At 67.1% G+C, this 25,764-nt stretch carries 29 protein-coding genes; 7 read left to right on the forward strand and 22 right to left on the reverse strand.

Annotated elements, in window-relative coordinates:
- The coding region (gene thyX, locus VKZ87_RS13855) for an FAD-dependent thymidylate synthase (protein WP_324221850.1) at positions 1–603 on the forward strand (603 nt) is incomplete at its 5' end.
- Here the strand turns inward: thyX and VKZ87_RS13860 are convergent.
- Entirely contained in the window at positions 600–1,859 is a 1,260-nt protein-coding gene (locus tag VKZ87_RS13860) for a multidrug effflux MFS transporter (protein ID WP_324221851.1), read from the reverse strand. The genes thyX and VKZ87_RS13860 overlap by 4 nt on opposite strands.
- Positions 1,860–1,974: 115 nt before the next feature.
- Between VKZ87_RS13860 and VKZ87_RS13865 the strand changes: the two genes are divergently transcribed.
- From VKZ87_RS13865 to ftsY, 5 genes are all read left to right on the forward strand, one after another.
- Positions 1,975–2,472 carry a response regulator gene (locus VKZ87_RS13865; protein WP_324221852.1) on the forward strand — a complete coding sequence of 166 codons (498 nt, stop codon included), beginning with the start codon at positions 1,975–1,977 and terminating at the stop codon, positions 2,470–2,472.
- Positions 2,473–2,489: 17 nt separating this feature from the next.
- Positions 2,490–2,996 carry an Hpt domain-containing protein gene (locus VKZ87_RS13870; RefSeq protein ID WP_324221853.1) on the forward strand — a complete coding sequence of 169 codons (507 nt, stop codon included), beginning with the start codon at positions 2,490–2,492 and terminating at the stop codon, positions 2,994–2,996.
- Positions 2,997–3,060: 64 nt separating this feature from the next.
- Positions 3,061–3,912, forward strand: coding sequence for a diaminopimelate epimerase (gene dapF / locus VKZ87_RS13875; protein ID WP_324221854.1), 852 nt, complete (start codon positions 3,061–3,063; stop codon positions 3,910–3,912).
- A gap of 14 nt (positions 3,913–3,926) precedes the next feature.
- On the forward strand, positions 3,927–5,168 hold the full coding sequence (gene mtaB, locus VKZ87_RS13880; protein WP_324221855.1) for a tRNA (N(6)-L-threonylcarbamoyladenosine(37)-C(2))-methylthiotransferase MtaB: 1,242 nt from the start codon (positions 3,927–3,929) through the stop codon (positions 5,166–5,168).
- Positions 5,165–6,115 carry a signal recognition particle-docking protein FtsY gene (gene ftsY / locus VKZ87_RS13885; protein ID WP_324221856.1) on the forward strand — a complete coding sequence of 317 codons (951 nt, stop codon included), beginning with the start codon at positions 5,165–5,167 and terminating at the stop codon, positions 6,113–6,115. Before mtaB ends, ftsY begins: the two co-directional genes overlap by 4 nt.
- Here ftsY and VKZ87_RS13890 read toward each other — a convergent pair.
- On the reverse strand, positions 6,100–6,645 hold the full coding sequence (locus VKZ87_RS13890; protein WP_324221857.1) for an NUDIX hydrolase: 546 nt from the start codon (positions 6,643–6,645) through the stop codon (positions 6,100–6,102). The genes ftsY and VKZ87_RS13890 overlap by 16 nt on opposite strands.
- A 181-nt stretch (positions 6,646–6,826) precedes the next feature.
- Here VKZ87_RS13890 and VKZ87_RS13895 point away from each other — a divergent pair, with 181 nt between their 5' ends.
- On the forward strand, positions 6,827–7,300 hold the full coding sequence (locus VKZ87_RS13895; protein WP_324221858.1) for a MarR family winged helix-turn-helix transcriptional regulator: 474 nt from the start codon (positions 6,827–6,829) through the stop codon (positions 7,298–7,300).
- 6 nt (positions 7,301–7,306) lie between these two features.
- On the opposite strand, the gene VKZ87_RS13900 is transcribed toward VKZ87_RS13895, so the two are convergent.
- From VKZ87_RS13900 to VKZ87_RS13995, 20 genes are all read right to left on the reverse strand, one after another.
- Complete coding sequence (locus tag VKZ87_RS13900) at positions 7,307–8,620, reverse strand: FAD-dependent oxidoreductase (RefSeq protein WP_324221859.1); 1,314 nt, start codon at positions 8,618–8,620, stop codon at positions 7,307–7,309.
- 13 nt (positions 8,621–8,633) lie between these two features.
- Complete coding sequence (locus tag VKZ87_RS13905) at positions 8,634–9,428, reverse strand: ABC transporter permease (RefSeq protein WP_324221860.1); 795 nt, start codon at positions 9,426–9,428, stop codon at positions 8,634–8,636.
- The gene (locus VKZ87_RS13910) at positions 9,421–10,194 is read right to left on the reverse strand and encodes an ABC transporter ATP-binding protein (protein ID WP_324221861.1); all 774 of its coding nucleotides are present in this window, start codon (positions 10,192–10,194) and stop codon (positions 9,421–9,423) included. Before VKZ87_RS13910 ends, VKZ87_RS13905 begins: the two co-directional genes overlap by 8 nt.
- A gap of 20 nt (positions 10,195–10,214) precedes the next feature.
- Entirely contained in the window at positions 10,215–11,258 is a 1,044-nt protein-coding gene (locus VKZ87_RS13915) for an ABC transporter substrate-binding protein (protein WP_324221862.1), read from the reverse strand.
- A 510-nt stretch (positions 11,259–11,768) separates the two neighbouring features.
- Entirely contained in the window at positions 11,769–12,056 is a 288-nt protein-coding gene (locus VKZ87_RS13920; protein WP_324221863.1) for a hypothetical protein, read from the reverse strand.
- Positions 12,057–12,142: 86 nt separating this feature from the next.
- Positions 12,143–13,534, reverse strand: coding sequence for a c-type cytochrome biogenesis protein CcmI (ccmI, locus tag VKZ87_RS13925; protein WP_324221864.1), 1,392 nt, complete (start codon positions 13,532–13,534; stop codon positions 12,143–12,145).
- Positions 13,534–14,007: a cytochrome c-type biogenesis protein gene (locus VKZ87_RS13930; protein ID WP_324221865.1), complete on the reverse strand. Its 474-nt coding sequence runs from the start codon at positions 14,005–14,007 to the stop codon at positions 13,534–13,536. Before VKZ87_RS13930 ends, ccmI begins: the two co-directional genes overlap by 1 nt.
- Positions 14,001–14,555, reverse strand: coding sequence for a DsbE family thiol:disulfide interchange protein (locus VKZ87_RS13935; RefSeq protein ID WP_324221866.1), 555 nt, complete (start codon positions 14,553–14,555; stop codon positions 14,001–14,003). The genes VKZ87_RS13930 and VKZ87_RS13935 overlap by 7 nt, the downstream gene beginning before the upstream one ends.
- A 4-nt stretch (positions 14,556–14,559) precedes the next feature.
- Complete coding sequence (locus tag VKZ87_RS13940; RefSeq protein WP_324221867.1) at positions 14,560–16,536, reverse strand: heme lyase CcmF/NrfE family subunit; 1,977 nt, start codon at positions 16,534–16,536, stop codon at positions 14,560–14,562.
- 21 nt (positions 16,537–16,557) lie between these two features.
- On the reverse strand, positions 16,558–17,022 hold the full coding sequence (gene ccmE, locus VKZ87_RS13945; protein WP_324221868.1) for a cytochrome c maturation protein CcmE: 465 nt from the start codon (positions 17,020–17,022) through the stop codon (positions 16,558–16,560).
- Complete coding sequence (gene ccmD / locus VKZ87_RS13950; protein WP_324221869.1) at positions 17,006–17,206, reverse strand: heme exporter protein CcmD; 201 nt, start codon at positions 17,204–17,206, stop codon at positions 17,006–17,008. Before ccmD ends, ccmE begins: the two co-directional genes overlap by 17 nt.
- A gap of 71 nt (positions 17,207–17,277) precedes the next feature.
- Positions 17,278–18,009 carry a heme ABC transporter permease gene (locus VKZ87_RS13955; protein ID WP_324221870.1) on the reverse strand — a complete coding sequence of 244 codons (732 nt, stop codon included), beginning with the start codon at positions 18,007–18,009 and terminating at the stop codon, positions 17,278–17,280.
- Positions 18,010–18,031: 22 nt separating this feature from the next.
- Positions 18,032–18,697 (reverse strand): heme exporter protein CcmB, encoded by a 666-nt coding sequence (gene ccmB / locus VKZ87_RS13960; protein WP_324221871.1) that lies wholly within the window; start codon positions 18,695–18,697, stop codon positions 18,032–18,034.
- Positions 18,694–19,329, reverse strand: a complete 636-nt coding sequence (gene ccmA / locus VKZ87_RS13965) for a heme ABC exporter ATP-binding protein CcmA (protein ID WP_324221872.1) — start codon at positions 19,327–19,329, stop codon at positions 18,694–18,696. Before ccmA ends, ccmB begins: the two co-directional genes overlap by 4 nt.
- Before the next feature lie 46 nt (positions 19,330–19,375).
- The gene (locus VKZ87_RS13970; protein WP_324221873.1) at positions 19,376–20,671 is read right to left on the reverse strand and encodes a phenylacetate--CoA ligase family protein; all 1,296 of its coding nucleotides are present in this window, start codon (positions 20,669–20,671) and stop codon (positions 19,376–19,378) included.
- A 23-nt stretch (positions 20,672–20,694) separates the two neighbouring features.
- Complete coding sequence (locus VKZ87_RS13975) at positions 20,695–21,504, reverse strand: ABC transporter ATP-binding protein (RefSeq protein ID WP_324221874.1); 810 nt, start codon at positions 21,502–21,504, stop codon at positions 20,695–20,697.
- A 70-nt stretch (positions 21,505–21,574) separates the two neighbouring features.
- A complete protein-coding gene (locus VKZ87_RS13980) occupies positions 21,575–22,882 on the reverse strand; it encodes an ABC transporter substrate-binding protein (protein ID WP_324221875.1) in 1,308 nt (435 codons plus the stop codon).
- Between the two features lie 99 nt (positions 22,883–22,981).
- On the reverse strand, positions 22,982–24,046 hold the full coding sequence (locus tag VKZ87_RS13985; protein WP_324221876.1) for a branched-chain amino acid ABC transporter permease: 1,065 nt from the start codon (positions 24,044–24,046) through the stop codon (positions 22,982–22,984).
- A 12-nt stretch (positions 24,047–24,058) separates the two neighbouring features.
- The gene (locus VKZ87_RS13990; RefSeq protein ID WP_324221877.1) at positions 24,059–24,943 is read right to left on the reverse strand and encodes a branched-chain amino acid ABC transporter permease; all 885 of its coding nucleotides are present in this window, start codon (positions 24,941–24,943) and stop codon (positions 24,059–24,061) included.
- Positions 24,944–24,968: 25 nt separating this feature from the next.
- Positions 24,969–25,760 (reverse strand): ABC transporter ATP-binding protein, encoded by a 792-nt coding sequence (locus tag VKZ87_RS13995; protein WP_324221878.1) that lies wholly within the window; start codon positions 25,758–25,760, stop codon positions 24,969–24,971.
- Positions 25,761–25,764: the final 4 nt, after the last annotated feature.

Here is a 25,764-nt window from a genome sequence, read left to right on the forward strand (position 1 = left end):
CACCGCACCGCCAACGTGAACGAGTATTCGGCGCGCTACTCGATCCTCGACAACGAATTCTACATCCCCGCGCCCGACCAGCTGGCGGCGCAGTCCAGCAGCAACCGCCAGGGCCGCGGCGACCTGCTGACCGGCGCCGAGGCCGCCCGCGTGCTGGAACTGCTGAAGCGCGACGCGCTGCAGTCCTATGCTTCCTACGAGGAGATGCTGAACGAGCATCCGGATGGCAGCAAGCGCGACGAGAACCGCCAGGGCCTGGCGCGCGAGCTGGCGCGCATGAACCTGACGCTGAACTTCTATACCCAGTGGTACTGGAAGACGGATCTGCTGAACCTGCTGCATTTCCTGTCGCTGCGCGCCGACAGCCATGCCCAGTACGAGATCCGCGTCTATGCCGAGGCGATGCTGGAGACCGTGAAGCGCTGGGTGCCGGCCTGCTACGACGCCTTCATGGAATACCGCGTCGGCGGCGCCAGCCTCTCGGCGACCGCCATCAAGGTGGTGCGCCGCATGCTGGCCGGCGAGAAGGTCGAGCAGGCCGACTCGGGCCTGAGCGCCCGCGAATGGCGCGAGCTGATGGCGGTGCTGAAGCCGGAAGGCTAGCCCTTCTCGTTCGTCACCCTGGCGGCAGCGCCACGGTTGAGCAGCCAGACGAGGCCGCCGAACACCGCCGTCCCGCCGAAGGCCAGGCCCAGCGAGAGCGGATCGCCGGCCGGAAACAGCGAATTCGCCGCCGAGCCGAAGCCGCCGCCCACCGTCTGCAGGAAGCCGGACAGCGCCGCCCCCGCGCCCAGGGTCGCGGGATTGACGCCCACGGCGGCCACCACGGTATTGGGCAGCGCCAGCCCCATGCCGATCGCCCAGAGCAGGCGCGCGCCGATAATCGCGCTCACGCTCGGCTCGAGCAGTTCCACCCAGAGCGCCAGTCCCGCCGCGCCGGCCAGCATGCAGACCACCCCGGCATCGATCAGCCGCGTCATGCCCAGCCGGCCGACCAGCCAGGAGGACAGCAGCGCACCGATGAAGAAGCCGGCGGCGCCCAGCGCGGCGAGGATGCCGAACAGCACCGGGCTGAGGCCGAAGGTGTCGATCAGCACCGCTGGCGCGCCGGCATTGAAGCCATGCAGGCCGGCGAAGATCGCGAGGTTCAGCAGGCCGAAGGTCAGGAAGGCCCGGCTGGTGAGCAGGAAGCCGTAGGCCCGGGCGATGCCGCGCAGCAGCGGTCCGGCATCGCCGCTCGGGCGATGGGTTTCGGGCAGCCGCCGCATCAGGATCAGCAGCACCGCCGCCGTGATCCCGCCGCTGATCCAGAAATTCCAGCGCCAGCCGAGATACTGCTCGATCAGGCCACCGAGCAGTGGGGCGATGATCGGCGCCAGCGCCAGCGAGGCGCTGATCGTCGCGGTCGCCCGCGCCGCCTTCTGGCGGTCATAGGCATCGTTGACGATGGCCCGTCCCACCGCCATGGCGCTGGCGGCGCCTAGGCCCTGGATGGCCCGGGCCCAGAGCAGCGCGGTCAGGCTCCCTGCCAGCGCACAGGCCGCCGAGCCCAGAACCATCACGACCAGGCCGCCCAGCAGCAGCGGGCGCCGGCCGTAGCGGTCGCTCAGGGGGCCGTAGACCAGCTGTCCGGCGGCAAAGGTGGCGAAATAGACCGTCAGGGTCAGCGGCAGGGTATCGGCCGGCACCGCGAAATCCCGCCCCATGGCCGGCAGGGACGGCAGATACATGGTCGCCGCCAGGATACCGTTGGCAAAAAGGACGCTGAGGAGCAGAACCAGTCCGGTCGGCGCCGTTTTCGGGAGAGATGGGGAGAGCACGTTACCCAATGGTAGAAATGACGAGCCAACTATCCACATTTAGTAGCACGGATCGGTTGGCTTGGCTCTATCCTCGATATATATATGATTGGAAAAGTAATTCCGCGAATCTGAGGGCCGCGGCAGGGCGGCTTTCCGGGGGGTGCCGACAGCCATGTCGGAGAAGATCGACTTCAGCCATGTCCGCTTCCTGGTGGTCGACAGCAACAAGCTGATGTGCCAGCTGGTGAAGGACATCCTCATGATGCTGGGGGCCACCCAGGTCACGACAGCCCGCGACAGCGAGAAGGCGATCGCCTCGCTGCGCTCCGGCGGCATCGACGTGGTCATCACCGAATGGAATCTGAAGCCACGCACCGGGCTGGAACTGCTGGACTGGCTGCGCACCGACGGCACGTCGCCGGACCGGATGATGCCGGTGATCATGCTCACCGCGAATTCGGAGGTCGACTATGTCGTCGAATCCCGTGACAAGGGCGTCACGGAATTCCTCGCCAAGCCCTTTACCGCCGAAGCCATGTACCGCCGCCTCGTCTCGGTCATCGCGCGGCCGCGCGACTTCGTCAGCGTGAAGGACTACTTCGGCCCCGATCGCCGGCGCCGCCAGCTTCCCTTCGAAGGCGTCGACCGGCGTCAGCAGAAGCCGGAATAAGCGGCATCGGACAGGCCATGCGCCGAACCATCATCCCCAATCGCGGCGATCTGCGGCGCAAGGCGGTCAATTACAAGACCGGCCTTGACCTCAAGCTCGACGACGAGATGCTTCAGAAGATGGAGGCTCTGGTCCAGAACTCCTCCGCCCAGTTCATCGACCAGACCGTCGAAACGCTGAAGGCGCTGCGCGAAACGCTCGCCCGCGCCGCGGCCGACCCGGCGACCCGCGCGGAAGCGCTCGAGCAGATCCGCGAGGAGGCGTTCCAGATCAAGGGCATGGGCGGCGTGTTCGGCTATCCCCTGCTGACCGAGTTCGCCAAGTCGCTGCATGATTTCCTGAAGGAGCTGAATGACCTCGACGAATTGCAGCAGGAGATCGTCAGCATCCATATCGACACGCTGTATGTCGTCGTGTCGCACCGGATCGCGGGGTCGGGCGGCCCGCTGGAAGCCCAGCTGCGCGCCTCGCTGAAAGCCGCCATCGACAAGGCCAAACCCGGCGCCAAGGCCTCCGCCGGCTGAGCCACAGCGGGGCCGTTCCGGCCCTTTTCTGGACAGCCGGACCCTGCCGCCCTATAACCCCGGCATGACCCCGCAAGGCGCCCTCCCCTTCGTCAAGATGCACGGACTCGGCAACGATTTCGTCGTGCTGGATGCGCGCGCCCATCCGGTGCCGCTGGACAATGCCGCGATCCGCCTGCTCGGCGACCGCCGCCGCGGCATCGGGTTCGACCAGATGATCACCATCGAGCGCTCCGACAAGGCGGATGCCTTCATGCGCATCCACAATTCGGATGGCAGCGAGGTGGAATCCTGCGGCAATGCGGCGCGCTGCATCGCCGCCCTGCTGATGCAGGAAACCGGGCGCGATGCCGTCAGCATCGACACGCTGGGCGGCTGGCTGCAGGCCCGCGCCGGAGCGCAGGGCCGCGTGACCGTCGACATGGGCGAGCCGCGCTTCGACTGGCAGGCGATCCCGCTGTCGCGCGCCATGGACACGGTGGCGCTGGATTACAGCCATGGCGGCTACAGCCAGCCGGGTGCGGTGAATGTCGGCAATCCGCATGTCGTCTTCTTCGTCGCGGATGCGGAAGCCGTGCCGCTGGACCGGATCGGCCCGGAGATCGAGCATGACCCGCTGTTCCCGCAGCGGATCAACGTGGAATTCGCGCAGGTGATCAGCCCCGAATGCATCCGCATGCGTGTCTGGGAACGCGGCGCCGGCATCACGCGGGCCTGCGGCACCGGCGCCTGCGCCACCCTGGTCGCCGCCGTGCGCCGCGGCCTGAGCGCGCGCAAGGCGGAGATCCTGCTCGATGGCGGGCCGCTCACCATCGAATGGGCGGCGGACAACCATGTCTACATGACGGGTCCCGCCACCGAGGCTTTCCGCGGCGAGATTCCGGCGAGCTTCTGGGCCGCTCTGCAGCCGGCCTGACCGGACCGCGCGCCATGACCGTCGTCAATTTCGGCTGCCGGCTGAATGCCTATGAAGGCGAAGCCATCCGCAGCGCGCTGGCGCAGCAGCACCGCGACGATGTCGTGGTGATCAACACCTGCGCGGTCACGGCAGAGGCGGAGAAGCAGGCCCGCCAGGCGATCCGCCGCCTGCGCCGCGAACGGCCCGATGCGCGCATCGTGGTCACCGGCTGCGCCGCCCAGGTCAATGCCGCCGCCTTCGCGGCCATGGACGAAGTCGACCATGTGGTCGGCAATCGCGAGAAACTGGATGCCGCCCTCTGGCAGACGATCGGCGATGCCGCCCCCCGCATGGCGGTGGGCGACATCCAGACCGCCGCACCCGCCGCCCTGCCGGCCGTCACCCATTTTCCCGGCCGGCCGCGCGCCTATCTGGAAATCCAGCAGGGCTGTGACCATCGCTGCACCTTCTGCATCATTCCCTATGGCCGCGGACCGAGCCGTTCGCTGCCGCTCGGCCATGTCGTGGAAACCGCGCGCAGCCTCGCGGCAAGGGGCTATCGCGAATTCGTCCTCACCGGCGTCGACATCACCTCCTACGGCCACGATCTGCCGGGCCGGCCGAGCCTAGGCCAGGCGGCGCGCCGCCTGCTGGCGCTGGTGCCGCAGATCGAGCGGCTGCGCTTCTCGTCGCTGGATCCCGCCGAGATCGACGAGGACCTCTTCCGTCTCTATGCCGACGAGCCGCGCGTCATGCCGCATGCGCATCTCAGCCTGCAGGCGGGCGACGACCTGATCCTGAAACGCATGAAGCGGCGCCACAGCCGCCGGCAGGCGCTGGAGGTTGCCGACCGGCTGCGCAGCCTGCGGCCGGGCATCGCGCTCGGTGCCGACCTGATCGCCGGCTTTCCGACCGAAAGCGACGCCGCTTTCGAAAACAGCTTGTCCATGATCGACGAAGCCGGCCTTGCCTGGCTGCACGTCTTTCCCTATTCGCCGCGCGAGGGTACGCCGGCCGCACGGATGCCGCAGCTGCCGGCCGGGCTCCGCAAGGCGCGCGCGAAGCTGCTGCGCGAGCGCGCTGCCGTTGCACTGGATCGTTTCCTGGCCAGCCGGGTTGGCCTGCAGGCCAGCATCCTGGTCGAGCAGACCGGTGTCGGCCGGGACGAAACCTACGCGCCGGTGGTTCTGCCGGCCGCACATGACAAGGGAAGCATCATCCAAGCCCGGATCGCCGCAGCGCGTGACGGAAAACTCTGGCTGGAGGCGGCGTGAGCGAAGGTGAGAACGAAAAGAAGGCCGGTTGGTTCGGCCGGCTGAAGGCGGGTCTGTCGCGCTCCGCCAGCCAGATCGGCGGATCGATCACGGCGCTGTTCACCAAGCGCAAGCTGGACCAGGCAGCACTGGACGAACTGGAAGAGACGCTGATCCAGGCGGATCTCGGCGTTACCACCTCCGCCCGCATCATCCAGACGATTGCCAAGGACCGTTTCGACAAGGAAGTCTCGCCCGAGGAGATCAAGGGCGCGCTGGCCGATGCGGTCGCCGCCCTGCTGCGGCCGGTGGAGCATCCGCTGGTGCTGGAAGGCGACAAGCCGCAGGTGATCCTCGTCGTCGGCGTCAACGGCGTCGGCAAGACCACCACGATCGGCAAGATCGCCTCGCACCTGCGCGACCAGGGCCGCAAGGTGATGCTGGCCGCGGGCGATACCTTCCGCGCCGCCGCCATCGAGCAGCTGAAAATCTGGGGCGATCGCGTCGGTGCGCCGGTGATCGCGCGCGAGACCGGCGCGGATGCCGCAGGCCTTGCGTTCGACGCCCTCACCCAGGCGAGCGCGACCGGCACCGATGTGCTGCTGATAGACACCGCCGGCCGGCTGCAGAACAAGGCCGACCTGATGGGCGAGCTGGCGAAGATCATCCGCGTGCTCAAGAAGCAGGTGCCCGACGCGCCACATCACGTTCTGCTGGTGCTGGATGCGACCACGGGACAGAACGCGCTGAACCAGGTTTCGGTGTTCAGGGAAATCTGCGCCGTCACCGGACTGGTGGTCACCAAGCTGGACGGCACCGCGCGCGGCGGCGTGCTGGTCGCCATCGCCGACAGGTTCGGGCTGCCGGTGCATTTCGTCGGCGTCGGCGAACAGGCCGCCGACCTGCAGCCCTTCAATGCCGCCGCCTTCGCCCGCGCGCTCGCCGGACTGGATCAGGCCGCCGGATAATTACCCGTCTCGCCCGGCGGATTCGAGAAAGGCGGAAACGCCTCGCGGCCGAGCACGCTGCGATACTGACCCAGCGCCCAGTGCACCGAGGGGAAGGCAAGATCGCTCCAGGGAATTTCCGACCATTCCACCAGGCGGACCTCGAGCGATTCCGGCCCGGCGGCGATATCGGGCCGCACCAGCGTGGCGCGATAGATCAGCTGCACCTGGCTGATGCGCGGAATGTTGTAGACGGCCAGAAGCTGGTCGATGGCGATCTCGGCGCAGGCTTCCTCCTGCGCCTCGCGCATCGCGCCGGCCTCGGTGGTCTCCTTTTCCTCCAGATATCCCGCCGGGATGGTCCAGAATCCCCGCCGAGGTTCGATGGCGCGGCGGCAGAGCAGGATGCGCCCCTCGTGGCTCACCACCGAGCCGACCACGATTTTCGGGTTGGTGTAGTTGATCCAGCCGCAAGTGTCGCAAACCAGCCGCTCGCGCGTGTCATCCTGCGGAATTCGTTTGGAAAAAGAGAAATCCCTGGGGTTCTGCACCGCCCCGCCTCCGGAGAAGTCCTTGCATCCACAACAACCTATCTTGCGGATTTGTCATCGCGCAAACAATTACAAGCTGGACGAAGCCCCCTCGACTGGCGTTTTATCAGTGGACTGAGAAGCGGAAAATCCGCCCAGCTAACAGGAAGGCTTGCAACAATAACCAATAAGGGAGGCTCCATTGTCGGGGGACACCCAGGCCATCACGGCCGATTCACTGCTCAACTTCAGCCTGCATGACTCACCGGGACATCTGCTGCGGCGGTGTCAGCAACTGGCAGTCGATCTCTACACCATGGAGGTCGGCGCGAACGGACTGACGCCGCGGCAATTCGCGCTGCTGCTCGCGGTCTACCAGAAGGCGGGCATCAGCCAGGTCGATCTGGTCCGCCAGACCGGCATCGACCGCTCCACCGTCGCCGAGATGGTGGCGCGGCTGATCAAGCGCGGCCTGCTGGTGCGCCAGCGGACGGAGAACGACCGCCGCACCAATGCGCTGGCCATCACGGCCGAAGGCGAGCGGCAGCTGCGGCTGGCGCAGCCCGGCGTGATGCGGTCGCAGGAAAGGCTGATCAGTCCGATTCCGGTCAACCGCCGCGCCGAATTCATCGCCATGCTGCAGCAGCTGATCGAGCAGCTCGAACAGAATCCCTGACGCCGGTCAGGGATCGCGGTCGCAGCGCGTCAGGTTGTCGGCCAGGCGCGCCTGCAGGGCGCCGATGTCGATCTGCTGCACGGAACCCGCGCCGGCGAGGTCGAGCGCGTGGGCCGCGGCGGCGCCCATCGCGATGCAGGGGCCCATGACGCGCACCGAACTGAGTGCGGCGGCATCGCCGTCGATGCAGCGGCCGGCCGCCACCAGATTGTCGGCCTCGCGCGGTACCATGCTGGCGAAGGGCAGGTAATGCATATGGTCGTCGCCGAATTCCTCCCAGTGGACGTCTTCGGCGCGGTCATGCAGCTCCACCGGCCATGAGCAGCGGAGGATGGCGTCGGCGGGTTTCACGCCGGCACGCACCTCGTCGATGGTGAGGCTGCGGCGGGCGGCAATCCACCGGGTCTGCCGGATGCCGAGCAGGCCGTACTGCCGCACCCGCGCATCGGCGAAAACCTCGGGATATTCGCCGCGCAGGAAGGCCACCACGCGATCGGCCTGGGCGCGGCCCTCGGCCTGCGCCCTGCTGTAGCCGAGCGGATCGAGCGGCGTCTCGACATGGGTCATGTTGACGGTGGCCTGCCCCTTGCCCGGAAAGGCGAAGACGAAGCCGTCGCGACGCACCAGACCATAGGCGTCGCCCTTTTCGGCCAGGCGCTTCTGCATCGCCCAGCGATCCAGCTTCAGGGCGGCGGCTTCGTCGAAGCCCTCCAGAATGAACATCAGCGTGCCCATGATCGGCGTTACCGGCTCCTGGCATTCGAAGCCGGCCGCCCAGGTCAGGGCCGCGTCGCCGGAGGCATCCACGAAGCCGGCGCCGCGCAGCTCGACCGGACCGAAACGGGTGGCCAGAAGCAGCCCGGCGATGCGGCTGCCCTCGCGCCGCACCTCGAGCAGCGCGGCGCCCAGCAGCACGTCGATCTTCGCTCCCATGACCGCCTGTTCGATCCAGCGCACCAGCGCCTGCTCGCGGTAGAGCGGGATGAAGGTGTTGCGGCCGCGGCGGATATGGAAGGCATCGGCCTTCCTCAGATGCGCGAACATCTCGTCCACGATGCCGTAGACGACGCGATACGGCTCCGGCCCGTTGGAATAGAAGCCGCAGAAGGTGCCGAGCAGCGACCCGGTCGACTGGCCGCCCAGCTGCATGCCGGCGTCGACCAGCGCCACGCGGCGGCCGAGCCTGGCCGCCTCCAGCGCCGCCGAGATACCGCTGATGCCGGCGCCCAGCACGACGATGTCGGCCTCCAGCCGGCGCGGCGCGGCAGGCGCGGCATCGCGGCGGACGCGGCGGGTGGCAGGGATCGGGTGGTCACTCATTCGCAGCCTCCGGTCAGCGCCAGCGCAGCAGCGTCTTCTCGAGCCGGCTCAGCAGCCAGGAGATCGTCAGCCCGAGCAGCGACAGCAACACTACGCCGGCCACCAGCTGGTCGGTCTGCATCAGGTTGCCCGCCGCCAGCACGAAGGCGCCGATGCCGAACTGGGCGCCGATCATCTCGGCCGCGACGACCAGGATCAGCGCGATGGACGAGGAAATCCGGCAGCCGGCGAGAATGCCCGGCATGGCGCCCGGCAGGATCACCTTGGTCACGATCATCCGCGTCGGGAGGCCGAAACTCTGCGCCATGCGGATCAGGTTGCGCGGCACGTTGTCGACCGCGGAATAGGTGCTGACGACCGTGGGGAAGAACACGCCGAGCGCAATCGTCGCCACCTTCGAGGGCTCGCCGATGCCGAACCACAGGATGAACAGCGGCAGCAGCGCGATCTTCGGAATCGGAAACAGCGCCGCCACCACCGGCAGGCCGACCGAGCGCGCCAGCACGAAGATTCCCATGGCGAAGCCGATGGCAAGGCCGGCGGCCGAGCCGAGCAGCCAGCCGATCACGATACGCTGCAGCGAGGCGCCGATATGGACGAAGAGCTGGCCGTCGACGAGCAGCGCATGCAGCGCCAGCACCACCTCATGCGGCGCCGGCATGAACAGCGCCGGCAGCAGGCCGGTCAGCGAAGCCGCCTCCCAGGCCGCGAGGATCAGCGCGAAGGCCAGCCACGGCGCCCAGCGCCGGCTGCCGGTGACGAAGCCGCCGCCGCGGAAGCGGACGGTCTCGCGGCGCGTGTCAGACATTCTGCACCTCGCGATCGGCCACCTTGGCCTCGGCCTTGATCAGCGTCCACAATTCGTCATGCAGGCGCTGCAGGGTGGCGGCATGCTCGGGCCTGTGGCGCTCGGCGACCGGCACGTCGATGGCGACGATCTGCTTGATGCGGCCGGGCCGGCGCGACAGCACGACGACCTTGTCGGCCAGCCGCACGGCCTCGGAGAGATTGTGGGTGACATAGAGCGTCGTGGTGCGCTCGCGCGCCCAGATCGCCACCAGGTCTTCCATCAGCAGTTCGCGCGTCTGGGCGTCCAGGGCCGAGAGCGGCTCGTCCATCAGCAGCACGGCGGGCCGCACGGCGATGGCGCGCGCGATGCCGACGCGCTGGCGCATGCCGCCGGAAAGCTGCTTCGGCAGCGCGTCGGCGAAATCCGACAGGCCGCAGAGCTGCAGCACCTCGCGGATGCGCGCCTCGCGCTCGGCGCGGCCCAGGGGATGATGCTCCAGCGCCAGCGCGACATTGCCGGCGACGCTGCGCCAGGGCAGCAGGGCGAAATCCTGGAACACGAAGGTCAGCGGATTGAGGCAGCCCGGCGGCGCATCACCGACGGTGGCGATGCGGCCCTGCTGCTGCGGCAGCAGGCCGCCGACGAGGTTGAGCAGGGTGGATTTGCCGCAGCCCGACGGGCCGATCAGCGCCGCGGTCTCGCCTTCCGTAACCGTGAAACTGATGCCGTCCAGCACCTGCAGGTCCGCGAAGGCAAAGCCGACCTCCTCCAGCAGGACCTGCATGATGCCACGGCTCCGGACGCTTACTGCTTCGGAAGGTCGAGATGGCCCTTCACGAAGCTCAGGTCGAGGAAGTCGTTCGCGGAGAAACCCTTATCGACGAGGCCCTGCGCCTGGTACCAGGCAAGCTGGTCGTGGATGTTCTTCACCAGCAGCCGGCCCTGGGGGTCCATGTAGTTGGCGGCCACCTTCACGGTGTCGATGGTGGGCTTCGGCTGCACCCACTTCTCGAGGATCGGCAGCACCGCCTGCGCCTTTTCGCCGATCATGCGGTTGCCTTCGCTGTCCTTGGCGAGGAAAGCTTCGGCGTAATCCTTCAGGCCCTTCTGGTAGGCCTTCACGAAGCGCTCGACCATCGGCCGCCGCTCCTTCACGTTCTTCGTCGAGGTGAACAGCGCGCCGAGCTGCCACGGCGTGTGCTCATGCACCCAGCCGATGATCTTGCCCGAGCCTTCGGCTTCCAGCTTCAGTGCGTTGTTGGCCGGCAGGATGGTCGCATCGACCTGGCCGCCCGAGAGCGCCGCCATCATGTTCGGGATCGACTGCACCGGCTTCATCTGCACGGAGGCGAGGCTGAAGCCGTATTTGTCGGCCAGCATGCCGAGATTGTAGTGGAAGCTGGAGCCGACGGTAGTGATCGCCACGCTCTTGCCGGCGAAATCCTTCGGCGAGCGGAAGCCGGCGTCGTAGGCCTTCTTCGAGGCGATATAGGCGACGAAATTGTAGCCCGGTTCCTCGCGGCTCTGGGCGGCGACGACCTTCAGCGCGCCCTTGCCCGCCAGGTTGAAGAAACCGCCGGTAAAGGCCGTGATGCCGAAATCGGCATCGTTGGATGCGACCGCGACGGCGACGGCCTGGGCGGCATTGAAAATCTTGATCTCGAGATCGATGCCCTCGGCATCGAAATAGCCGCGCTCCTTGGCGATGAAGACCGGCGCGGTGGAAATGAACGGCAATGCCGAGATGGAAACCTTGTCCTTGGCCTGGGCCAGCGCGGCCGGAGCGGACAGAGCTGAGGCTGCCGCCAGCATGGCGACGCTGAACAGGATCGAACGGCGGTTGGTCATGGCGTTTCCCCGGAATCGGCTTATGGGCTTGAGCGCTGCAGGCTAGAGGAAAACGGTGGCAAGTTGAAGGGCCGCTGCCGTCGGTCGTCAGCCCAGTTGCGCGCGCCATTTGTCCGTGACGGGACGGACGTGCTCACTGTCATGATAGAAGGACCGGCGGGAGTCCTCCAGGGCCCAGCGAATGGCTTCATAGCCTATCCAGAGGCTCGTGCGCTCACGCAGATCATACTCTGCACCAGTCACGAGAAGCCCGTCTGATGCCTGTTGCTCGCAAATTTCCCGAAAAGTGAGAACAGGGCTCGAAAGAATGCCTCATGCTCGCTGTTTCCCGGCGCAATCGCCAAGTCGAATGACTCACCGTAGTAGTATTCGCCTTTACCATCGGAAGCCGGCATGTACTCGGCGTCAGGCAGAAGTCTCGGATCTGCCCCCGGTTGCCACGCAGAACACGCTAGGGCTTAAAACAGACAGCGCCTGCCGCTCCGCCGAGTTCAGGGCGGGTTCAGCGGCTCAGACGACGATGTTGACGTATTGCCCGAGATAGCCGCCGCGGGCGGGGATCGGCGGCTGGTTCGCCGGCTGCGCGGGCGCGGCAAAAGCCGGCCGCTCGGCCACGGACGTGCGGATGGCATTCACAGGCGCGGCCAGCTGGGCGGCGAAGCTGCCGGGCGCGGCGCCGACTTTCGGCGCGTCGGGCGTGCCGGCGGGAGCGGCTGCCGGCTTCGGCGCGGCTGCCGGACGGCCGGACTGCAGCTGCGACAGGGCGCTCAGAAGATTGTTACTCGGTGCGATAGCCATACTGCCCCAACCCCGGGACCGGAGACGGTCCCTGTACCTGCGCCGATTACGCGCAGGAGACTCTTAAACCCGGGTTAACGCGCCGCTCAGCGCGACAGGCCGGCGATCCGGTCAGCCAGTTCCCGCGCCTCCGGCGAGCCCAGCGGCAGCAGGCCGAGCAGGCGGTTCCAGTGTTTCGCAGCCGCTTCTTTATCGCCGGCCTCATAGGCGCCACGGCCGACGAACCACAGCGCCTGGGCATGATCGGGCGCGCGTTTCAGCACCTCGGCGAATTCCGCCACCGCCTCGCGCGGCAGCGGCTCGCTGCTCTTCACGGTCGGGCCGGCGAGATTGAAAGCGAGCGCCACCCGCGCCTCGACCCGCTCGGGCTGCAGCGCCACGGCTTTGCGCAAAGCCTCGCGCGCGGCCTCCTGCTCGCCCATTACCTCGCGGGCGCGCGCCAGCCGCAGCCAGCCATCGGCATCGTCGGGATTCTGCTTCAGCCGCTCGGCAAGGCGATCGACCATGCCGCGCACCATCGCGGCACGATCCTCCTCCGACATCTGCCCGGCGGCATCCATCTGCTCGCGGCTCGGCCCCGGCTCTTCTGCAGCGGCCGCCGGCTGCGGTTCGGGCACGGCCTGGGCGAGTGGAATGCCCAGCCGCGGCGCGAGTTCGCGCAGACGCCCCTGCACCAGATCGAGCCAGGACGCATCCGCCGGCGCGGCCGCTGCCAGCGCATACCAGTCGTCATAGGCGCCGCGCTCGTCGCCCTGCTGCAGCCGCGCCAGACCGAGATAATAGCGCGCGCCGGGATGCTCGGGATTGCGTTCCAGCGCCGCGAGGAAATCCTGCTGCGCGGCCGGCGTCACCGAACCGTCAGCCGCCACCATCAGCGCCTCGCCGCGCATCACATAGGGTTCGGCATCATCGGGCCTGAGCGCGATGGCGCGGCCGAACGCATCGGCCGCTTCCGACGGGCGCTCCGTCACCAGTAGCGAGCGGCCGAGCAGGAACCAGCCCTCGGCGCGATCCGGCTGCGCCTCCAGGCGCTGGCGCAGCTGCGCGATCATCTGCTCGGCATCCTGGCGCAGACGGGCAGTCTGTTCCGCTTCGGCCCGCGCCGAAGCCATGTCGATGGAGGCCGCCTCCGGGCGGCCGAGAGAGAGATACAGGACGCCGGCAACCAGCGGCACCGCCATAAGCACCACGGCGGTGATCATCTGGACATGGATGCCGGGCTTGCGCGGCGCTGCGGCCGCCTCGTCGCCTTGGTCGGCGCGCAGCAGCCGGCGCTGGATCTCGAGGCGGGCCGCGTCGGCCTCGGCCACGCTCAGCGCGCCGCGCGCCAGCTCCTGATCCACCTCCGCCAGCTGGGTGCGGTAGACGGCGAGATCATGCGCCCGGCGGCTTGCGACGGCATGATGGTCGCGCAGCAGCGGCCGGAACAGGAAAGCCAGCGCGATGAGGGCGAGGATCGCGAAGCCGAGCCAGAGCATCAGCGTCCGCCCTCGCCTTCGCCCTTCAGCAGCAGCTCCAGGCGGGCCTGTTCCTCCGCGCTGAGGGGCGGGGCAACCGGGGCCGCGCTGCGCTGACGGCGCAGGACGAGCGCCACCACGATGCCGCCGATGACCAGGAAGAGCAGCGGCCCGAGCCAGAGCAGCAGGTTCTGCCAGCTGAAGCGGGGCTTCAGCAGCACCCACTCGCCGTAGCGCGCCACGAGATAATCGAGGATGGCGCTGTCGCTGTCGCCGGCAGCCACGCGCTCACGCACGATGCGGCGCAGGTCGCGCGCCAGCGGCGCATTGGAATCCTCGATCGACTGGTTCTGGCAGACGAGACAGCGCAGCTCGCGTGAAATCTCCCGCGCGCGCTGCTCCTGCGCCGGATCGGGCAGTGTCTCGTCCAGCGGCTGCGCGAGGCCCGGCCAGGCGAGCAGCAGAAGCAGCAGAAAGGAGACCGTCTTCAGCATTTGACGTCGCTCGGCCGGCCGGCCTTCAGGTCGCGCAGCAGCGGCCTGATCTTGTTGTCCATGTCCCAGGCGGTCAGCGGCCCGACATGCTTGCAGCGGATACGGCCCTCACCGTCGACGACGAAGGTTTCCGGCACACCGTAAACGCCCCAGTCGATGCCGACCCGACCATTGCGGTCGGCACCGGTGCGGGTGAAGGGGTCACCGAGCTGATCCAGCCATTTCGCAACGTCGGCCGGATCGTCCTTGTAGTTCAGGCCATGGATCGGCGCGAGGTTGTCGCGCTGCAATCCCATCAGCAGCGGATGCTCGACGCGGCAGGGCACGCACCAGGAAGCGAAGACATTCACCACGCTGGGTTCGCCGGTCTTCAGGTCGGCCGTCGACAGACCGAGATCGCGCCCCTGCACCGGCGGCAGGCTGAATTCCGGCACCGGCTTGCCGATCAGCGCGGAGGGAATCTCGCGCGGATTGAGCGTCAGGCCGACGGCGAGCGCGATGCCGATCAGCAGGAAGACGAGCAGTGGAATGAGATAGCCGAGACGCATGATCCTACTCCGCCGCTGCAGGCGCCAGACGCCGGCGGGCCGGCACGCCGATGCGGTGCCGGCGGTCGGTCAGGCTGAGCAGGCCGCCGAAGGTCATCACCAGGGCGCCGAGCCAGATCCAGGACACCATCGGCTTCCAGTAGAGCCGCACCGCCCAGCCGCGGGTCGCATCGCCCTCGCCCACCACGGCGTAGAGGTCGGCCACTGGCGAGGGCCGGATGGCGGCTTCCGTCGTCTCCATCGGCGGCTGCTGATAGCGGCGCTGCGACGGCGTCATCTCGCGGATCACGCGGCCGCCCGCCAGCACCTCGAAACGGGCCTGCTGCGCCGTGTAGTTCGGACCCCGGACCGGCGCGACGCCGAGCAGGCGGAACTGCACCGGCCCGACGGACACCGTCTCGCCCGTTTTCATCACCTGCTGCACCTCGACCTGCCAGGTGGTTGACACGGTGATGCCGAGCACCAGCATGGCGACGCCCAGATGCGCCACCGTCATGCCCCAGGCCGCCCGCGGCAGGCCACGCGCACGGCGCAGGCTTTCCGCCCAGGGAGCGGAAAACAGTTTCACCCGCAGACCCCATTCGCAGAGCGAACCGACACCGATCCAGGCGCCCAGGGCAAGCCCGAGCAGTGCGAGCAGGCTGCGACCATCCAGCAGCCACAGGCCAATCCCCAGCGCGACCAGAACGGCGACGAATGCGGGCGCGAGATGACGCAGGGCGGCAGCGGCATCGCCGCGCTTCCAGGCCAGCAGCGGGCCGATCGCGAGCGCCGCCAGCAGCGGCGTCATCAGCGGAATGAAAACGGTATTGAAATACTGCGGGCCGACGGAAACCTTGGCACCGGTCAGCGCATCCAGCGCGATGGGATAGAGCGTGCCGAGCAGGACGGCCGCCGTCGCCACTGCCAGCAGCAGATTGTTCAGCAGCAGCGCGCCCTCGCGGCTGAGCGGCGCGAAGACGCCGACGCCCTGCAATGCAGGGGCGCGGATGGCGTAAAGCGCCAGGCTGCCGCCCACCACGATGCAGAGGAAGGCGAGGATGAAGACGCCGCGGGTGGGATCGGTGGCGAAGGCATGCACCGAGTTGATCACGCCCGAGCGGACCAGGAAGGTGCCGAGCAGGCTGAGCGAGAAGGTCAGGATGGCGAGCAGCACGGTCCAGCTTTTCAGCGTGTCGCGCTTCTCGACCACGATGGCGGTGTGGACCAGCGCCGTGCCGGCCAGCCAGGGCATGAAGGAGGCGTTCTCGACCGGATCCCAGAACCACCAGCCGCCCCAGCCGAGTTCGTAATATGCCCACCACGAGCCGAGCGCGATGCCTACGGTGAGAAAACACCAGGCGGCCAGCGTCCAGGGCCGCACCCAGCGCGCCCAGGCCGGATCGACGCGGCCTTCGATCAGCGCGGCGACGGCGAAGGAGAAGGCAACCGAAAAGCCGACATAACCCAGATAGAGAAACGGCGGATGGAAGGCGAGTCCGGGATCCTGCAGCAGCGGGTTGAGGCCGCGGCCTTCGGCCGGCACCGGCAGCAGCCGCTGGAAGGGATTGGAGGTGAACAGGATGAAGGCAAGGAAGCCGACGCCGATCAGCCCCTGGATGCCGAGCACGCGGGCCTTCAGGGTTTCCGGCAGGTTGCGGCCGAACAGCGCCACCGCCGCGCCGAAGACGGTGAGGATCAGCAGCCAGAGCAGCAGCGAGCCCTCGTGATTGCCCCAGACGCCGGTGACCTTGTAGAGCATAGGCTTCAGGCGATGGGAATTCTCGGCAACATTGAGCACCGAGAAATCCGAGGTCACATAGGCGTAGGTCAGGCAGCCGAAGGCGAAGACGACCAGCAGGGCCTGCCCCATCGCCGCCATCGGCGCCACGGCCATCCAGCCGACGATGCCGCGCGCCGCGCCGATCAGCGGCAGCACGCCCTGCACCAGCGCAAGCGTCAGCGCCAGGATAAGCGCGATATGACCGAGTTCAGGAATCATCCAGCTATTGTGTACGACCGGTTACGAGCCGGGCTTCAGATTGGCGTGATCGCCGGGTTTCTCATGCCACTGGCCGGATTTCCGCAGGGCCTCGGCGACCTCCGGCGGCATGTAGTTCTCGTCGTGCTTGGCCAGAACCTCGGTGGCGACGAAGCGGCCGTCTTCCCCGAGCTGGCCGTTGGCCACCACGCCCTGCCCCTCGCGGAACAGGTCGGGAAGCATCCCGGTATAGCGGACCGCCACGCTGTTGCTCAGGTCGGTCACCACGAAGTCGGTCACCAGACCATCGCGCTTCACGCTGCCCTCCTCGACCAGCCCGCCGATGCGGAAGCGCTTGCCGGTGGCAACCCGCTTCTCCGCCACATCCGACGGGCTGTGGAAGAAGACGAGATTGTCGTTGAAGGCGGTAAGCACGAGCGAGACGGCAACGCCCAGACCGGCGACGAGGCCCAGCACCGCGAGAAGGCGCTTATGCTTGCGCTTCACGGCTGCCTCCTTCGCCCCGCAGATCGCGGCGGGCTTCGGCGTTCTCCCGCTCGGCCGCCTTCATCCGGGCGCGGCTCTGCAGGCCGAGGCCGAGCAGAACCGCCAGCGCCAGGCCGAAGGACGGCCAGACGAAGCCGGCATGGCCGCCCATGGCGAGAAAATCCGACAGCGAGGTCCAGTACACCGATAAATCCCTGATTTTCCGGCCCCGGATGGCCGCAAGTCGATGAAAATATAGGTTTCCTGCCTGCGGGGCTAGGCGGCGCGGCGATCCGCCGCGGCGCTGAAACGCAGGATCCGGGCCTGCCGCTCCAGGATTTCGGCGCGCACGCGCAGGCAGAGCATCCAGACGTAATAGGCCTGCGCCCCCAGGGCCGTGATCAGCAGCGGCCAGAGGATGTCGGCATGGATTTTCGGCCCCGCCATGGTCAGCACGCTGGCCGGCTGGTGCAGGGTATTCCACCAATCCACGGAGAATTTGATGATCGGCAGGTTCACCGCGCCGACCAGCGCCAGGATGGCCGCCGCCCGGCCGGCCCGCGCGGGATCGTCGAAGGCCTCCCAGAGGGCGATATAGCCGAGATAGAGGAAAAACAGGATCAGCATGGAGGTGAGCCGGGCATCCCAGACCCACCAGGTGCCCCACATCGGCTTGCCCCAGAGCGAGCCGGTGACCAGACAGATCAGCGTGAAGGCCGCGCCGATCGGCGCCGAGGCCTTGGCGGCCAGTTCGGCCACCGGATGCCGCCAGACCAGGGCCGCCGCCGAGGCGACCGCCATGGCGGCATAGATGAACATCGCCATCCACGCGGCCGGGACGTGGAGATACATGATCCGCACCGTCTCGCCCTGCTGGTAGTCCGGCGGCGAAAACAGCAATCCCCAGCCGAGGCCAATCGCCAGGCCGAGCACGGCGAGGACCGCCGCATAGGGGCGGATCGCCGCCATCAGGCGGAGAAAGCGGGCAGGATTGGCGAGGGCGTGCATCGGGGCTGTTATAGGGCCCGGCCTATTCCAAGGCCAGCTTGATCGCCCCGGCCAAGGCGAAGGGACTCAGCGCCAGCGCCGCTGCCAGAAACGCGCCCAGCAGCAGCAGATGCGGCTGGGCCGAAAGGCCGTAAGCGGCGGCATCGACGGCGCCGACGCCGAAAATCAGCACCGGAATCACCAGCGGCAGGGTAATCAGCGGCACCAGCACGGCCCCCCGGCGCGCGCCGAGGGTCAGCGCCGCCCCGATGGCGCCGATCAGGCTGAGCGACGGCGTGCCCAGCAGCAGCGACAGCAGCAGGACCGGAATGGCCTCCGTCTCCATCTGCATGAGCAGGGCCAGCAGCGGCGCGATCAGGGCCAGCGGCAATCCCGTGGTAAGCCAGTGCGCCAGCGTCTTGGCCAGGGCGACCAGCCCGAGCGGCAGGGGCGCCTGGGCCAGCAGATCCAGCGTGCCGTCCTCCTGGTCGGCCTGGAACAGGCGGTCGAGCGACAGCATCGCCGCCAGCAACGCCGCCACCCAGATGGCGCCGGAGGCAATGCGCGCGAGGATCTGGGGCTCGGGTCCGACGCCGAGCGGAAACAGGCTGACCGCCAGCACGAAGAAAAGCAGCGTGGTGAGCATGGCGCCCTGCGCACCGGCGCCGAGGCGCAGATCGCGCGCCACGATGGCGAGAAAGGCGGTCATGTCAGCCGCCCGTCGGGCAATTCCAGCAGGCGCGCATCGGGCAGCGGCACCGGCACATGGCTGGCCAGCACGACCATGCCGCCCTTCGCGCGGTGCTGCGCCAGGATTCCGCCAAGCCAGTCCACGGCGGCCCGGTCCAGCGCGTTGCTCGGCTCGTCGAGCAGCCAGAGCGGCACGTCGGTGAGCAGCAGACGGGCGAGCGCGACGCGGCGTTTCTGACCCGCCGAGAGATAACGGCTGGGCAGGCGTTTCTGCCGCTGCAGCCCGGCGGCATCCAGCGCCTGATCGGCGGCGGCTTCGGCACGCTCCGCGGCGAGGCCCGAGAGCCGCGCCCAGAATACGAGATTGTCGCGCGCCGAAAGCTGCGGCTTCACTGCGTCCTGGTGGCCGAGATAGCAGAACCGGCCGCGCAGCCCGTCCGCCTCTTCATCGTCCGGCACCGTTCCGTCCCAGACGATGCGTCCGGCAGCCGGCGCAAGGAACCCGGCCAGCATGCGCAGCAGGCTGGATTTGCCGCTGCCATTCGGGCCATGCAGCAGCAGCGCCTCGCCGGGAGCGAGCCGGAAGGTCAGATCAGAGAACAGCTGGCGCTCGCCGCGGATGCAGGCGAGCCTGTCGACGCCCAGGGCCATAGCGCGGCGGAGTGTAGCGAGGCCGGGGCCGTTTCGATAGGGCGGGCTACTGGTAGGAGCGCAGGTCAGCGATGACCTTGCCGTCATTCGGTAGGCTGCCCGGCTCGACGATCTCCACCTCGCCGCGCAGCTTGCAGACCGACTGGAAGGTCTCGGCGACAGCCTTGGCGAGATCCGGCCGTTCGCCGCGCGCCTCCACCTTCAGCACCATCGTGTCGAGATTGTTCGCCGAGCCGACTTCCAGCCGCGCCCGGGCAATCTCGGGATGCCGCTTCACGACTTCGGCAACCTGGCCCGGCGTGACGAACATGCCCTTGATCTTGGTCGTCTGGTCGGCGCGGCCGAGCCAGCCGCGGATGCGGGTATTGGTGCGGCCGCAGGGGCTGGTGCCCGGCATGATCGCGGACAGGTCGCCCGTGGCGAAGCGGATCATCGGATAGGCCGGATTGCCCAGCACGGTAACGACCACCTCGCCCACCTCGCCCGGCGGCAGGGGATCGCCGGTACCGGGCCGCACGATCTCGACGATCACATCCTCGTCCAGGATCATGCCTTCCATGGCGGATGTCTCATAGGCCACCAGACCGAGTTCCGCGGTGCCGTAGGATTGCAGCGCGTCGACGCCGAGCGCCTTCAGCTCGGCGCGCAGGGAGGGCGGCAGCGCCTCGCCGCCGACCAGTGCCTTCTTCAGCGACGACGGACCCCTGTTGGCCTCCCTGCCCTTCTCCAGCAGGATTTTGAGGAAGGAGGGCGTGCCGCAATAGAATTTCGGCTTCAGCTGCGCGATGGCTTCGAGCTGCAGCTCGGTATTGCCGACGCCGGCCGGAAAGACCGGGCAGCCGATCGCCTGGGCCGAGCCTTCCGTCAGCCGGCCAGCCGGCGTCAAGTGATACGAAAACGTGTTGTGCACCAGATCGCCGGGCCGGAAGCCGGCCGCCCACATCGCGCGGGCAAAGCGCCAGGGATCCTTCATCTTCGCCGTCGGCCGGGCATAGGCCTCGTACAGCGGCCCGGGCGACTGGAAATAGTTGGCGATCTCGGACGGCCTGGCGGCCTCGAGCCCACCGAGCGGCGGCTTGGCCTTCTGGCGCGCGCCGAGTTCGGATTTGCGGGTGACCGGCAGCTTCGCCAGCGCCTCGAGCGAGGTGATGCTGGCCGGCCGCACCGATTTCAAGATCTCGCGGTAATACGGGCTCGCCTTCTTCGCATGGGCGATCAGCGCCTGCAGCGCTGCGATCTGCGCCCGGCGCCGCGCGGCCGGCGCGCGCGTCTCGCGCCTGTCGAAATATTCGTCTGCCGCGATTTTGGGACGTCGCTGTTTAGGCTTGGCCGCTCCTGCCACGGCAATCTCCTGTATATGGTCGTTCAGGCCAGCCAGCGTTTGCGGCGGCGGTAGTGTTTGACGTCGCGGAAGCTCAGGCGTCCCCCGGCGCCCAGGCCGAGGTAGAATTCCTTGACGTCGGAGTTCTCGCGCAGCTTGGCTGCCTCGCCATCCATCACGATGCGGCCGTTCTCGAGGATATAGCCGTAATCGGCATAGCGCAGCGCCATGTTGGTATTCTGCTCGGCAACCAGGAAGCTGACCTTCGTTTCCTTGTTGAGCTTGTTCACGATCTCGAAGATTTCCTCGACCAGCTGCGGCGCCAGCCCCATCGAGGGCTCGTCGAGCAGGATCATGTCGGGCTTGCTCATCAGCGCGCGGCCGATCGCCGTCATCTGCTGTTCGCCGCCCGAGGTATAGCCGGCGATGGATTTGCGCCGAACCTTCAGACGCGGGAAATAGCTGTAGACCATCTCGAGGTCCTGATCGATCGCCTTGCCCCCGTCCCTGCGGGTGAAGGCGCCGGTGAGCAGGTTCTCCTCGACGGTCAGGTGGGCGAAGCAATGACGCCCTTCCATTACCTGGATCAGGCCCTTCTTGACCAGGGCCGAAGGATTGAGCTGGTCGACGCGCTCGCCGCGATAGTCGATCTGCCCCTTGGTGATGTCGCCGCGTTCGGCACGCAGCAGATTGGAAATCGCTTTCAGGGTGGTGGTCTTGCCGGCGCCGTTGGCGCCGAGCAGCGCCACGATGCCGCCCTCGGGCACCTGCAGCGACACGCCTTTCAGCACCAGAATGACGTGATTGTAGATCACTTCGATGTTGCTGACGGAAAGCAGCGGCTGGGCAGTCATCGGGATTGGCCTCGGCGGCAGGCGGGAGGACAACCCCGCCGGCCGGAGCCGGCGGGGTCGCTCGCTGGGATCAGGACTTGGCGCAGGAACGCGCGGGAATGTTCTTCTCGCGCTGATACTGTTCCGCACCGGCCAGATAGAGCGGCATCAGCTTCTGGTTCTCGGGCGCGATCCAGTCGCTGACGGTCTTCCACTTGTCGCCTTCCCACTGGATGATCAGGATCTTGCCGTCACCCTGGTGGTTGTCGCAGCTGAGCTTGATCGGCTGGATGAAGCCCTTCAGGCCCAGCTTGACCAGGCGGTCCTCGGTCAGGTTGAGGTTCTCGAAGCCCCAGCGGGACTGCTCGCCGTCCATGACCTTGTTGCCGAACTTCTCCTGGGCAGCCCGCAGTGCCTCGGTGGTGAACACCGCATTCAGGACGCCGCGCATGTAGCCCACCTCGCCGAGATGCTTGCCGTTCTGGCTCGCCTGGCCCTTGTCGATCACATGCGCCTTGATCTGCTTCACGACCTCAAGGTCGCGATCGACGCTGTGGAAGGTCAGGCCGCGGAAGCCCTTACCGGCCGGACCGGCGCCCACGACGTCGCTGTCCTGCGAGGTGTACCAGCCGCCGAGAATCTTCTCACGCGGGAAGTTCACCGCCGCCGCCTCCTTCAGCGACACGGCATTCATCGCACCCCAGCCCGTCAGATAGACGAAATCGGGGCGCATCTGGCGGATCTGCAGCCAGATCGACTTCTGCTCGAGGCCCGGGGCCGGAACCGGCACCAACTCGAGCTTGAAGCCGAGCTCGTCGGCGTAGTTCTGCAGAACCGGGTTCGGCTCCTTGCCGTAGGGGATGTCGATGAAGACATGGGCGATCTTCTTGCCCTTCAGCTTGTCCTTGCCGCCGACTTCCTTGGCGAAGAACTGAATTGCCGCCGAAGCGCCAGACCAGTAGGTCACCGGAGCATTGAACACCCAGGGGAAGATGCTGCCGACCATGGCCGAGGCGCGGCCATAGGCCATCGAGAAGATCACCGACTTGTCGGTCGGCGCGCGGTCGATCAGCGCGTAAGTGATGCCGGTCGAATAGGGGCTGAAGATGGTGCCGCCCATCGCCTTGAGGCGCTCATAGCACTCGACGCCGCGCTCTGTGTTGTACGCGGTCTCGCATTCCTCGACCTTCAGCTTCACGCCGTTGAGGCCGCCATCGCGGTTGTTCAGCAGCGTGATGTAGTCGTGGAAGCCGTCAGCGGTCGGCGTGCCGCTCGGCGCATACGGGCCGGTGCGGTAGACCATCGACGGAATCAATTGTTCCTGTGCCGAGGCGGCAAAGGCCCCCGCGACCAGGGATGCGCCTACGACGACAGACGCAATCCAGTTGCCTGACTTCATTTGGTTCCTCCCGTTTCCAACCCGTCACTCCGGCGGGTATTCGTTTTAAAACCTAGCACGCCCACAGGGGCGGACAAACACGCTTTGCGGCCGGCCGGCTCAGTACGGGAACGGCCAGGTGCGCAGCTTTTCCTTGGCGAGCTGCCACAGCCGCGCCAGGCCATGAGGCTCCACGATCAGGAAGAAGACGATCAGCGCGCCGAAGACCATCAGCTCGGTATGGGCGATGGCGGCGGTGGACAGATCGAGGCCGATCAGCGGCAGGCCGCGGGTCAGGAAAATCGGCACGAGAAGGATGAAGAAAGCTCCGAGAAAACTCCCCATGATTGAACCCAGACCGCCAATGATGATCATGAACAGCGCCTGGAAGGAGAGATTGATGTTGAAGCCGTCGGGCTCAGCCGATCCGAGGTAGACGAACAGGTACAGCGCGCCGGCCACCCCGATATAGAAGGAGGAGACGGCAAAGGCGCTCAGCTTGGCGATTACCGGGCGAATGCCGATGATCTCGGCCGCGATATCCATGTCGCGGATCGCCATCCACTGCCGGCCGGGATTGCTGCGCACCATGTTCTTGGCCGCGAGCGCCAGCAGCGACACGATACCAAGGGTGAAGAGGTATTTCTCCACCGGCTGGTCGATCGTCCAGCCGAAGAGCTCGAGCCGCGGCACGGTGATGACGCCCGAGGCGTTGTAGTTGGTGAACCAGCCGACCTTGACGAACAGCCAGGGCAGGAAGAACTGCGCCGCCAGGGTCGCCACCGCCAGGTAGAAGCCCTTGATGCGCAGGCTGGGCAGACCGAAGATCACGCCGACCGCCGCGGCAATCAGCCCGGCGATAATGAAGACGACCAGCAGGTTGAGCTCGGGAATGCGGAACGCAAGGTTCCACGCCGCCACCGCGCCGACGCCCATGAATGCGCCGGTGCCCAGCGAGACCTGGCCGCAATAGCCGGTCAGAATATTGAGGCCCAGGGCGGCCAGCGCCATGCACAGCGAGGGAATGATCAGCGCGGTGTACAGGTAGTCGGTGGCAACGAAAGGCACCCCGACGAAGGCCGCCAGCATGAGCAGCAGAAACAGGACGCGATCCTGCGGGATGGTGAAGATCGCCTGGTCGGCGGAGTAGCTGGTCTTGAACTGACCGGATTCGCGATACAGCATCTGCTTCCGCTCCTAGACGCGCTCGATGATTCTTTCGCCGAACAGGCCCTGCGGCCGGATCAGCAGGAAGGCGAGCGCCAGCACATAGGCAAACCAGTTCTCGATGCCGCCGCCGAAGAATGGCCCGATATAGACCTCGGCCAGCTTCTCGCCGGCGCCGACGATCAGGCCGCCGACGATGGCACCGGGCACGGAGGTGAAGCCGCCGAGGATCAGCACCGGCAGCGCCTTGAGCGCGAGGCCGACGATGGCCGGCTGCATGCCGAGCTTGGACCCCCACATCACGCCGGCGACCAGCGCCACCATGCCGGCGATCGACCAGACGATGATCCAGATCACGTTCAGCGGGATGCCGACCGACTGGGCAGCCTGGTGATCGTCGGCCACTGCGCGCAGCGCCCGGCCGATGCGGGTCTTCTGGAACAGCACCAGGGCAATCAGGAGGGCGCCGGCCACCACCGCGGCCCAGAGGTCGAAGGACTGGAGCAGGATCTCGCCGTCCAGCAGCAGGATCGGGTCGGTCGGGATGCCGATATCGATCTGGCTGACGCCGGACCCCCAAATCGACTGGCCGAAACCGTCGATGAAAAACGACACGCCGATCGTGGCCATGAACAGGATGATGTCGGGCTGGTTCACGAGATGCCTCAGCACCAGCCACTCAATCGCTATCGCGAGCAGGACCATCACCACGAGGGTGAGGATCACCGACAGCCAGATCGGCACGCCCAGGCCGATGAAACCGACGAAGAACAGGCCGGCAAAGAGCACCATGGCGCCCTGCGCGAAATTGAACACGCCCGACGCCTTGAAGATCAGCACGAAGCCGAGCGCGACGAGCGAATACATCACACCGGCCATCAGGCCGCCGATCAGCACTTCCAGGAAGAATGCCATGCCTGTCTCGCTTCCTTCTGCCCGACTAGTGCTGCACGCCGAGATAGGCGTCGATCACGGCCTGGTTGTTCTTTATCTCTTCGGGCGGGCCGTCGCCGATCTTGCGCCCGTAATCCAGCACGACGACCCGGTCGGAGATGTCCATCACCACTCCCATGTCGTGCTCGATCAGGCAGATCGTGGTGCCGAACTCGTCGTTCACGTCGAGAATGAACCGGCACATATCCTGCTTCTCTTCCAGGTTCATCCCCGCCATCGGCTCGTCGAGCAGCAGCAGGGACGGCTCGGCGGCCAGCGCGCGGCCCAGTTCGACCCGCTTCTGCAGTCCGTAGGGCAGCCGCCCGACCGGCACCTTGCGGATCGCCTCGATCTCGAGGAAGTCGATGATGCGCTCGCAGAACTCGCGATGCTCGATCTGCTCCTTTTCCGCCGGCCCCTTGTAGAGGGCGGAACTCAGCAGGCCGCATTTCATCTTGAGCAGCCGTCCGGTCATGATGTTGTCGAGCGTCGACATGCCCTTGAAGAGAGCGATGTTCTGGAACGTGCGCGCGATGCCCTGGCTGGCGGCTGCATGGGGGCGCATCTGCTTGCGGGTCTCACCCCGGAAGGTGATCGTGCCCTGCTGGGGATGATAGAAGCCGTTGATGCAGTTCAGCATCGATGACTTGCCGGCGCCGTTCGGACCGATGATCGCCAGGATTTCGTGTTCCCGGATCTCGAAGCTGATATCGGTCAGCGCCTTCACGCCGCCGAAGGACAGGCTGATGTTGTCGACCTTCAGGAGAACGTCGCCGATATTCTTCTGTGACGCTGCCATTCTT

Source organism: Ferrovibrio sp., from assembly GCF_035304305.1.
Classification (GTDB): domain Bacteria; phylum Pseudomonadota; class Alphaproteobacteria; order Ferrovibrionales; family Ferrovibrionaceae; genus Ferrovibrio.

Bases quoted from the DNA above. Each gene is read 5' to 3' on its own strand.
- ccmI (WP_324221864.1), bottom strand. From the start codon at position 13,534: ATGCTCTGGCTCGGCTTCGCGATCCTCGCCCTCATCGCGCTGGCTTTC.
- VKZ87_RS13955 (WP_324221870.1), bottom strand. From the start codon at position 18,009: ATGCACGCCCTCGCCAATCCTGCCCGCTTTCTCCGCCTGATGGCGGCG.
- ccmA (WP_324221872.1), bottom strand. From the start codon at position 19,329: ATGGCCCTGGGCGTCGACAGGCTCGCCTGCATCCGCGGCGAGCGCCAG.
- VKZ87_RS13980 (WP_324221875.1), bottom strand. From the start codon at position 22,882: ATGAAGTCAGGCAACTGGATTGCGTCTGTCGTCGTAGGCGCATCCCTG.
- VKZ87_RS13935 (WP_324221866.1), bottom strand. From the start codon at position 14,555: ATGCGTCTCGGCTATCTCATTCCACTGCTCGTCTTCCTGCTGATCGGC.
- VKZ87_RS13915 (WP_324221862.1), bottom strand. From the start codon at position 11,258: ATGACCAACCGCCGTTCGATCCTGTTCAGCGTCGCCATGCTGGCGGCA.
- VKZ87_RS13985 (WP_324221876.1), bottom strand. From the start codon at position 24,046: ATGCTGTATCGCGAATCCGGTCAGTTCAAGACCAGCTACTCCGCCGAC.
- mtaB (WP_324221855.1), top strand. From the start codon at position 3,927: ATGACCGTCGTCAATTTCGGCTGCCGGCTGAATGCCTATGAAGGCGAA.
- ccmB (WP_324221871.1), bottom strand. From the start codon at position 18,697: ATGACCGCCTTTCTCGCCATCGTGGCGCGCGATCTGCGCCTCGGCGCC.
- VKZ87_RS13905 (WP_324221860.1), bottom strand. From the start codon at position 9,428: ATGTCTGACACGCGCCGCGAGACCGTCCGCTTCCGCGGCGGCGGCTTC.
- VKZ87_RS13910 (WP_324221861.1), bottom strand. From the start codon at position 10,194: ATGCAGGTCCTGCTGGAGGAGGTCGGCTTTGCCTTCGCGGACCTGCAG.
- VKZ87_RS13930 (WP_324221865.1), bottom strand. From the start codon at position 14,007: ATGCTGAAGACGGTCTCCTTTCTGCTGCTTCTGCTGCTCGCCTGGCCG.
- VKZ87_RS13940 (WP_324221867.1), bottom strand. From the start codon at position 16,536: ATGATTCCTGAACTCGGTCATATCGCGCTTATCCTGGCGCTGACGCTT.
- VKZ87_RS13995 (WP_324221878.1), bottom strand. From the start codon at position 25,760: ATGGCAGCGTCACAGAAGAATATCGGCGACGTTCTCCTGAAGGTCGAC.
- VKZ87_RS13865 (WP_324221852.1), top strand. From the start codon at position 1,975: ATGTCGGAGAAGATCGACTTCAGCCATGTCCGCTTCCTGGTGGTCGAC.
- VKZ87_RS13870 (WP_324221853.1), top strand. From the start codon at position 2,490: ATGCGCCGAACCATCATCCCCAATCGCGGCGATCTGCGGCGCAAGGCG.
- VKZ87_RS13920 (WP_324221863.1), bottom strand. From the start codon at position 12,056: ATGGCTATCGCACCGAGTAACAATCTTCTGAGCGCCCTGTCGCAGCTG.
- VKZ87_RS13900 (WP_324221859.1), bottom strand. From the start codon at position 8,620: ATGAGTGACCACCCGATCCCTGCCACCCGCCGCGTCCGCCGCGATGCC.
- VKZ87_RS13990 (WP_324221877.1), bottom strand. From the start codon at position 24,943: ATGGCATTCTTCCTGGAAGTGCTGATCGGCGGCCTGATGGCCGGTGTG.
- dapF (WP_324221854.1), top strand. From the start codon at position 3,061: ATGACCCCGCAAGGCGCCCTCCCCTTCGTCAAGATGCACGGACTCGGC.
- VKZ87_RS13975 (WP_324221874.1), bottom strand. From the start codon at position 21,504: ATGACTGCCCAGCCGCTGCTTTCCGTCAGCAACATCGAAGTGATCTAC.
- VKZ87_RS13860 (WP_324221851.1), bottom strand. From the start codon at position 1,859: ATGTGGATAGTTGGCTCGTCATTTCTACCATTGGGTAACGTGCTCTCC.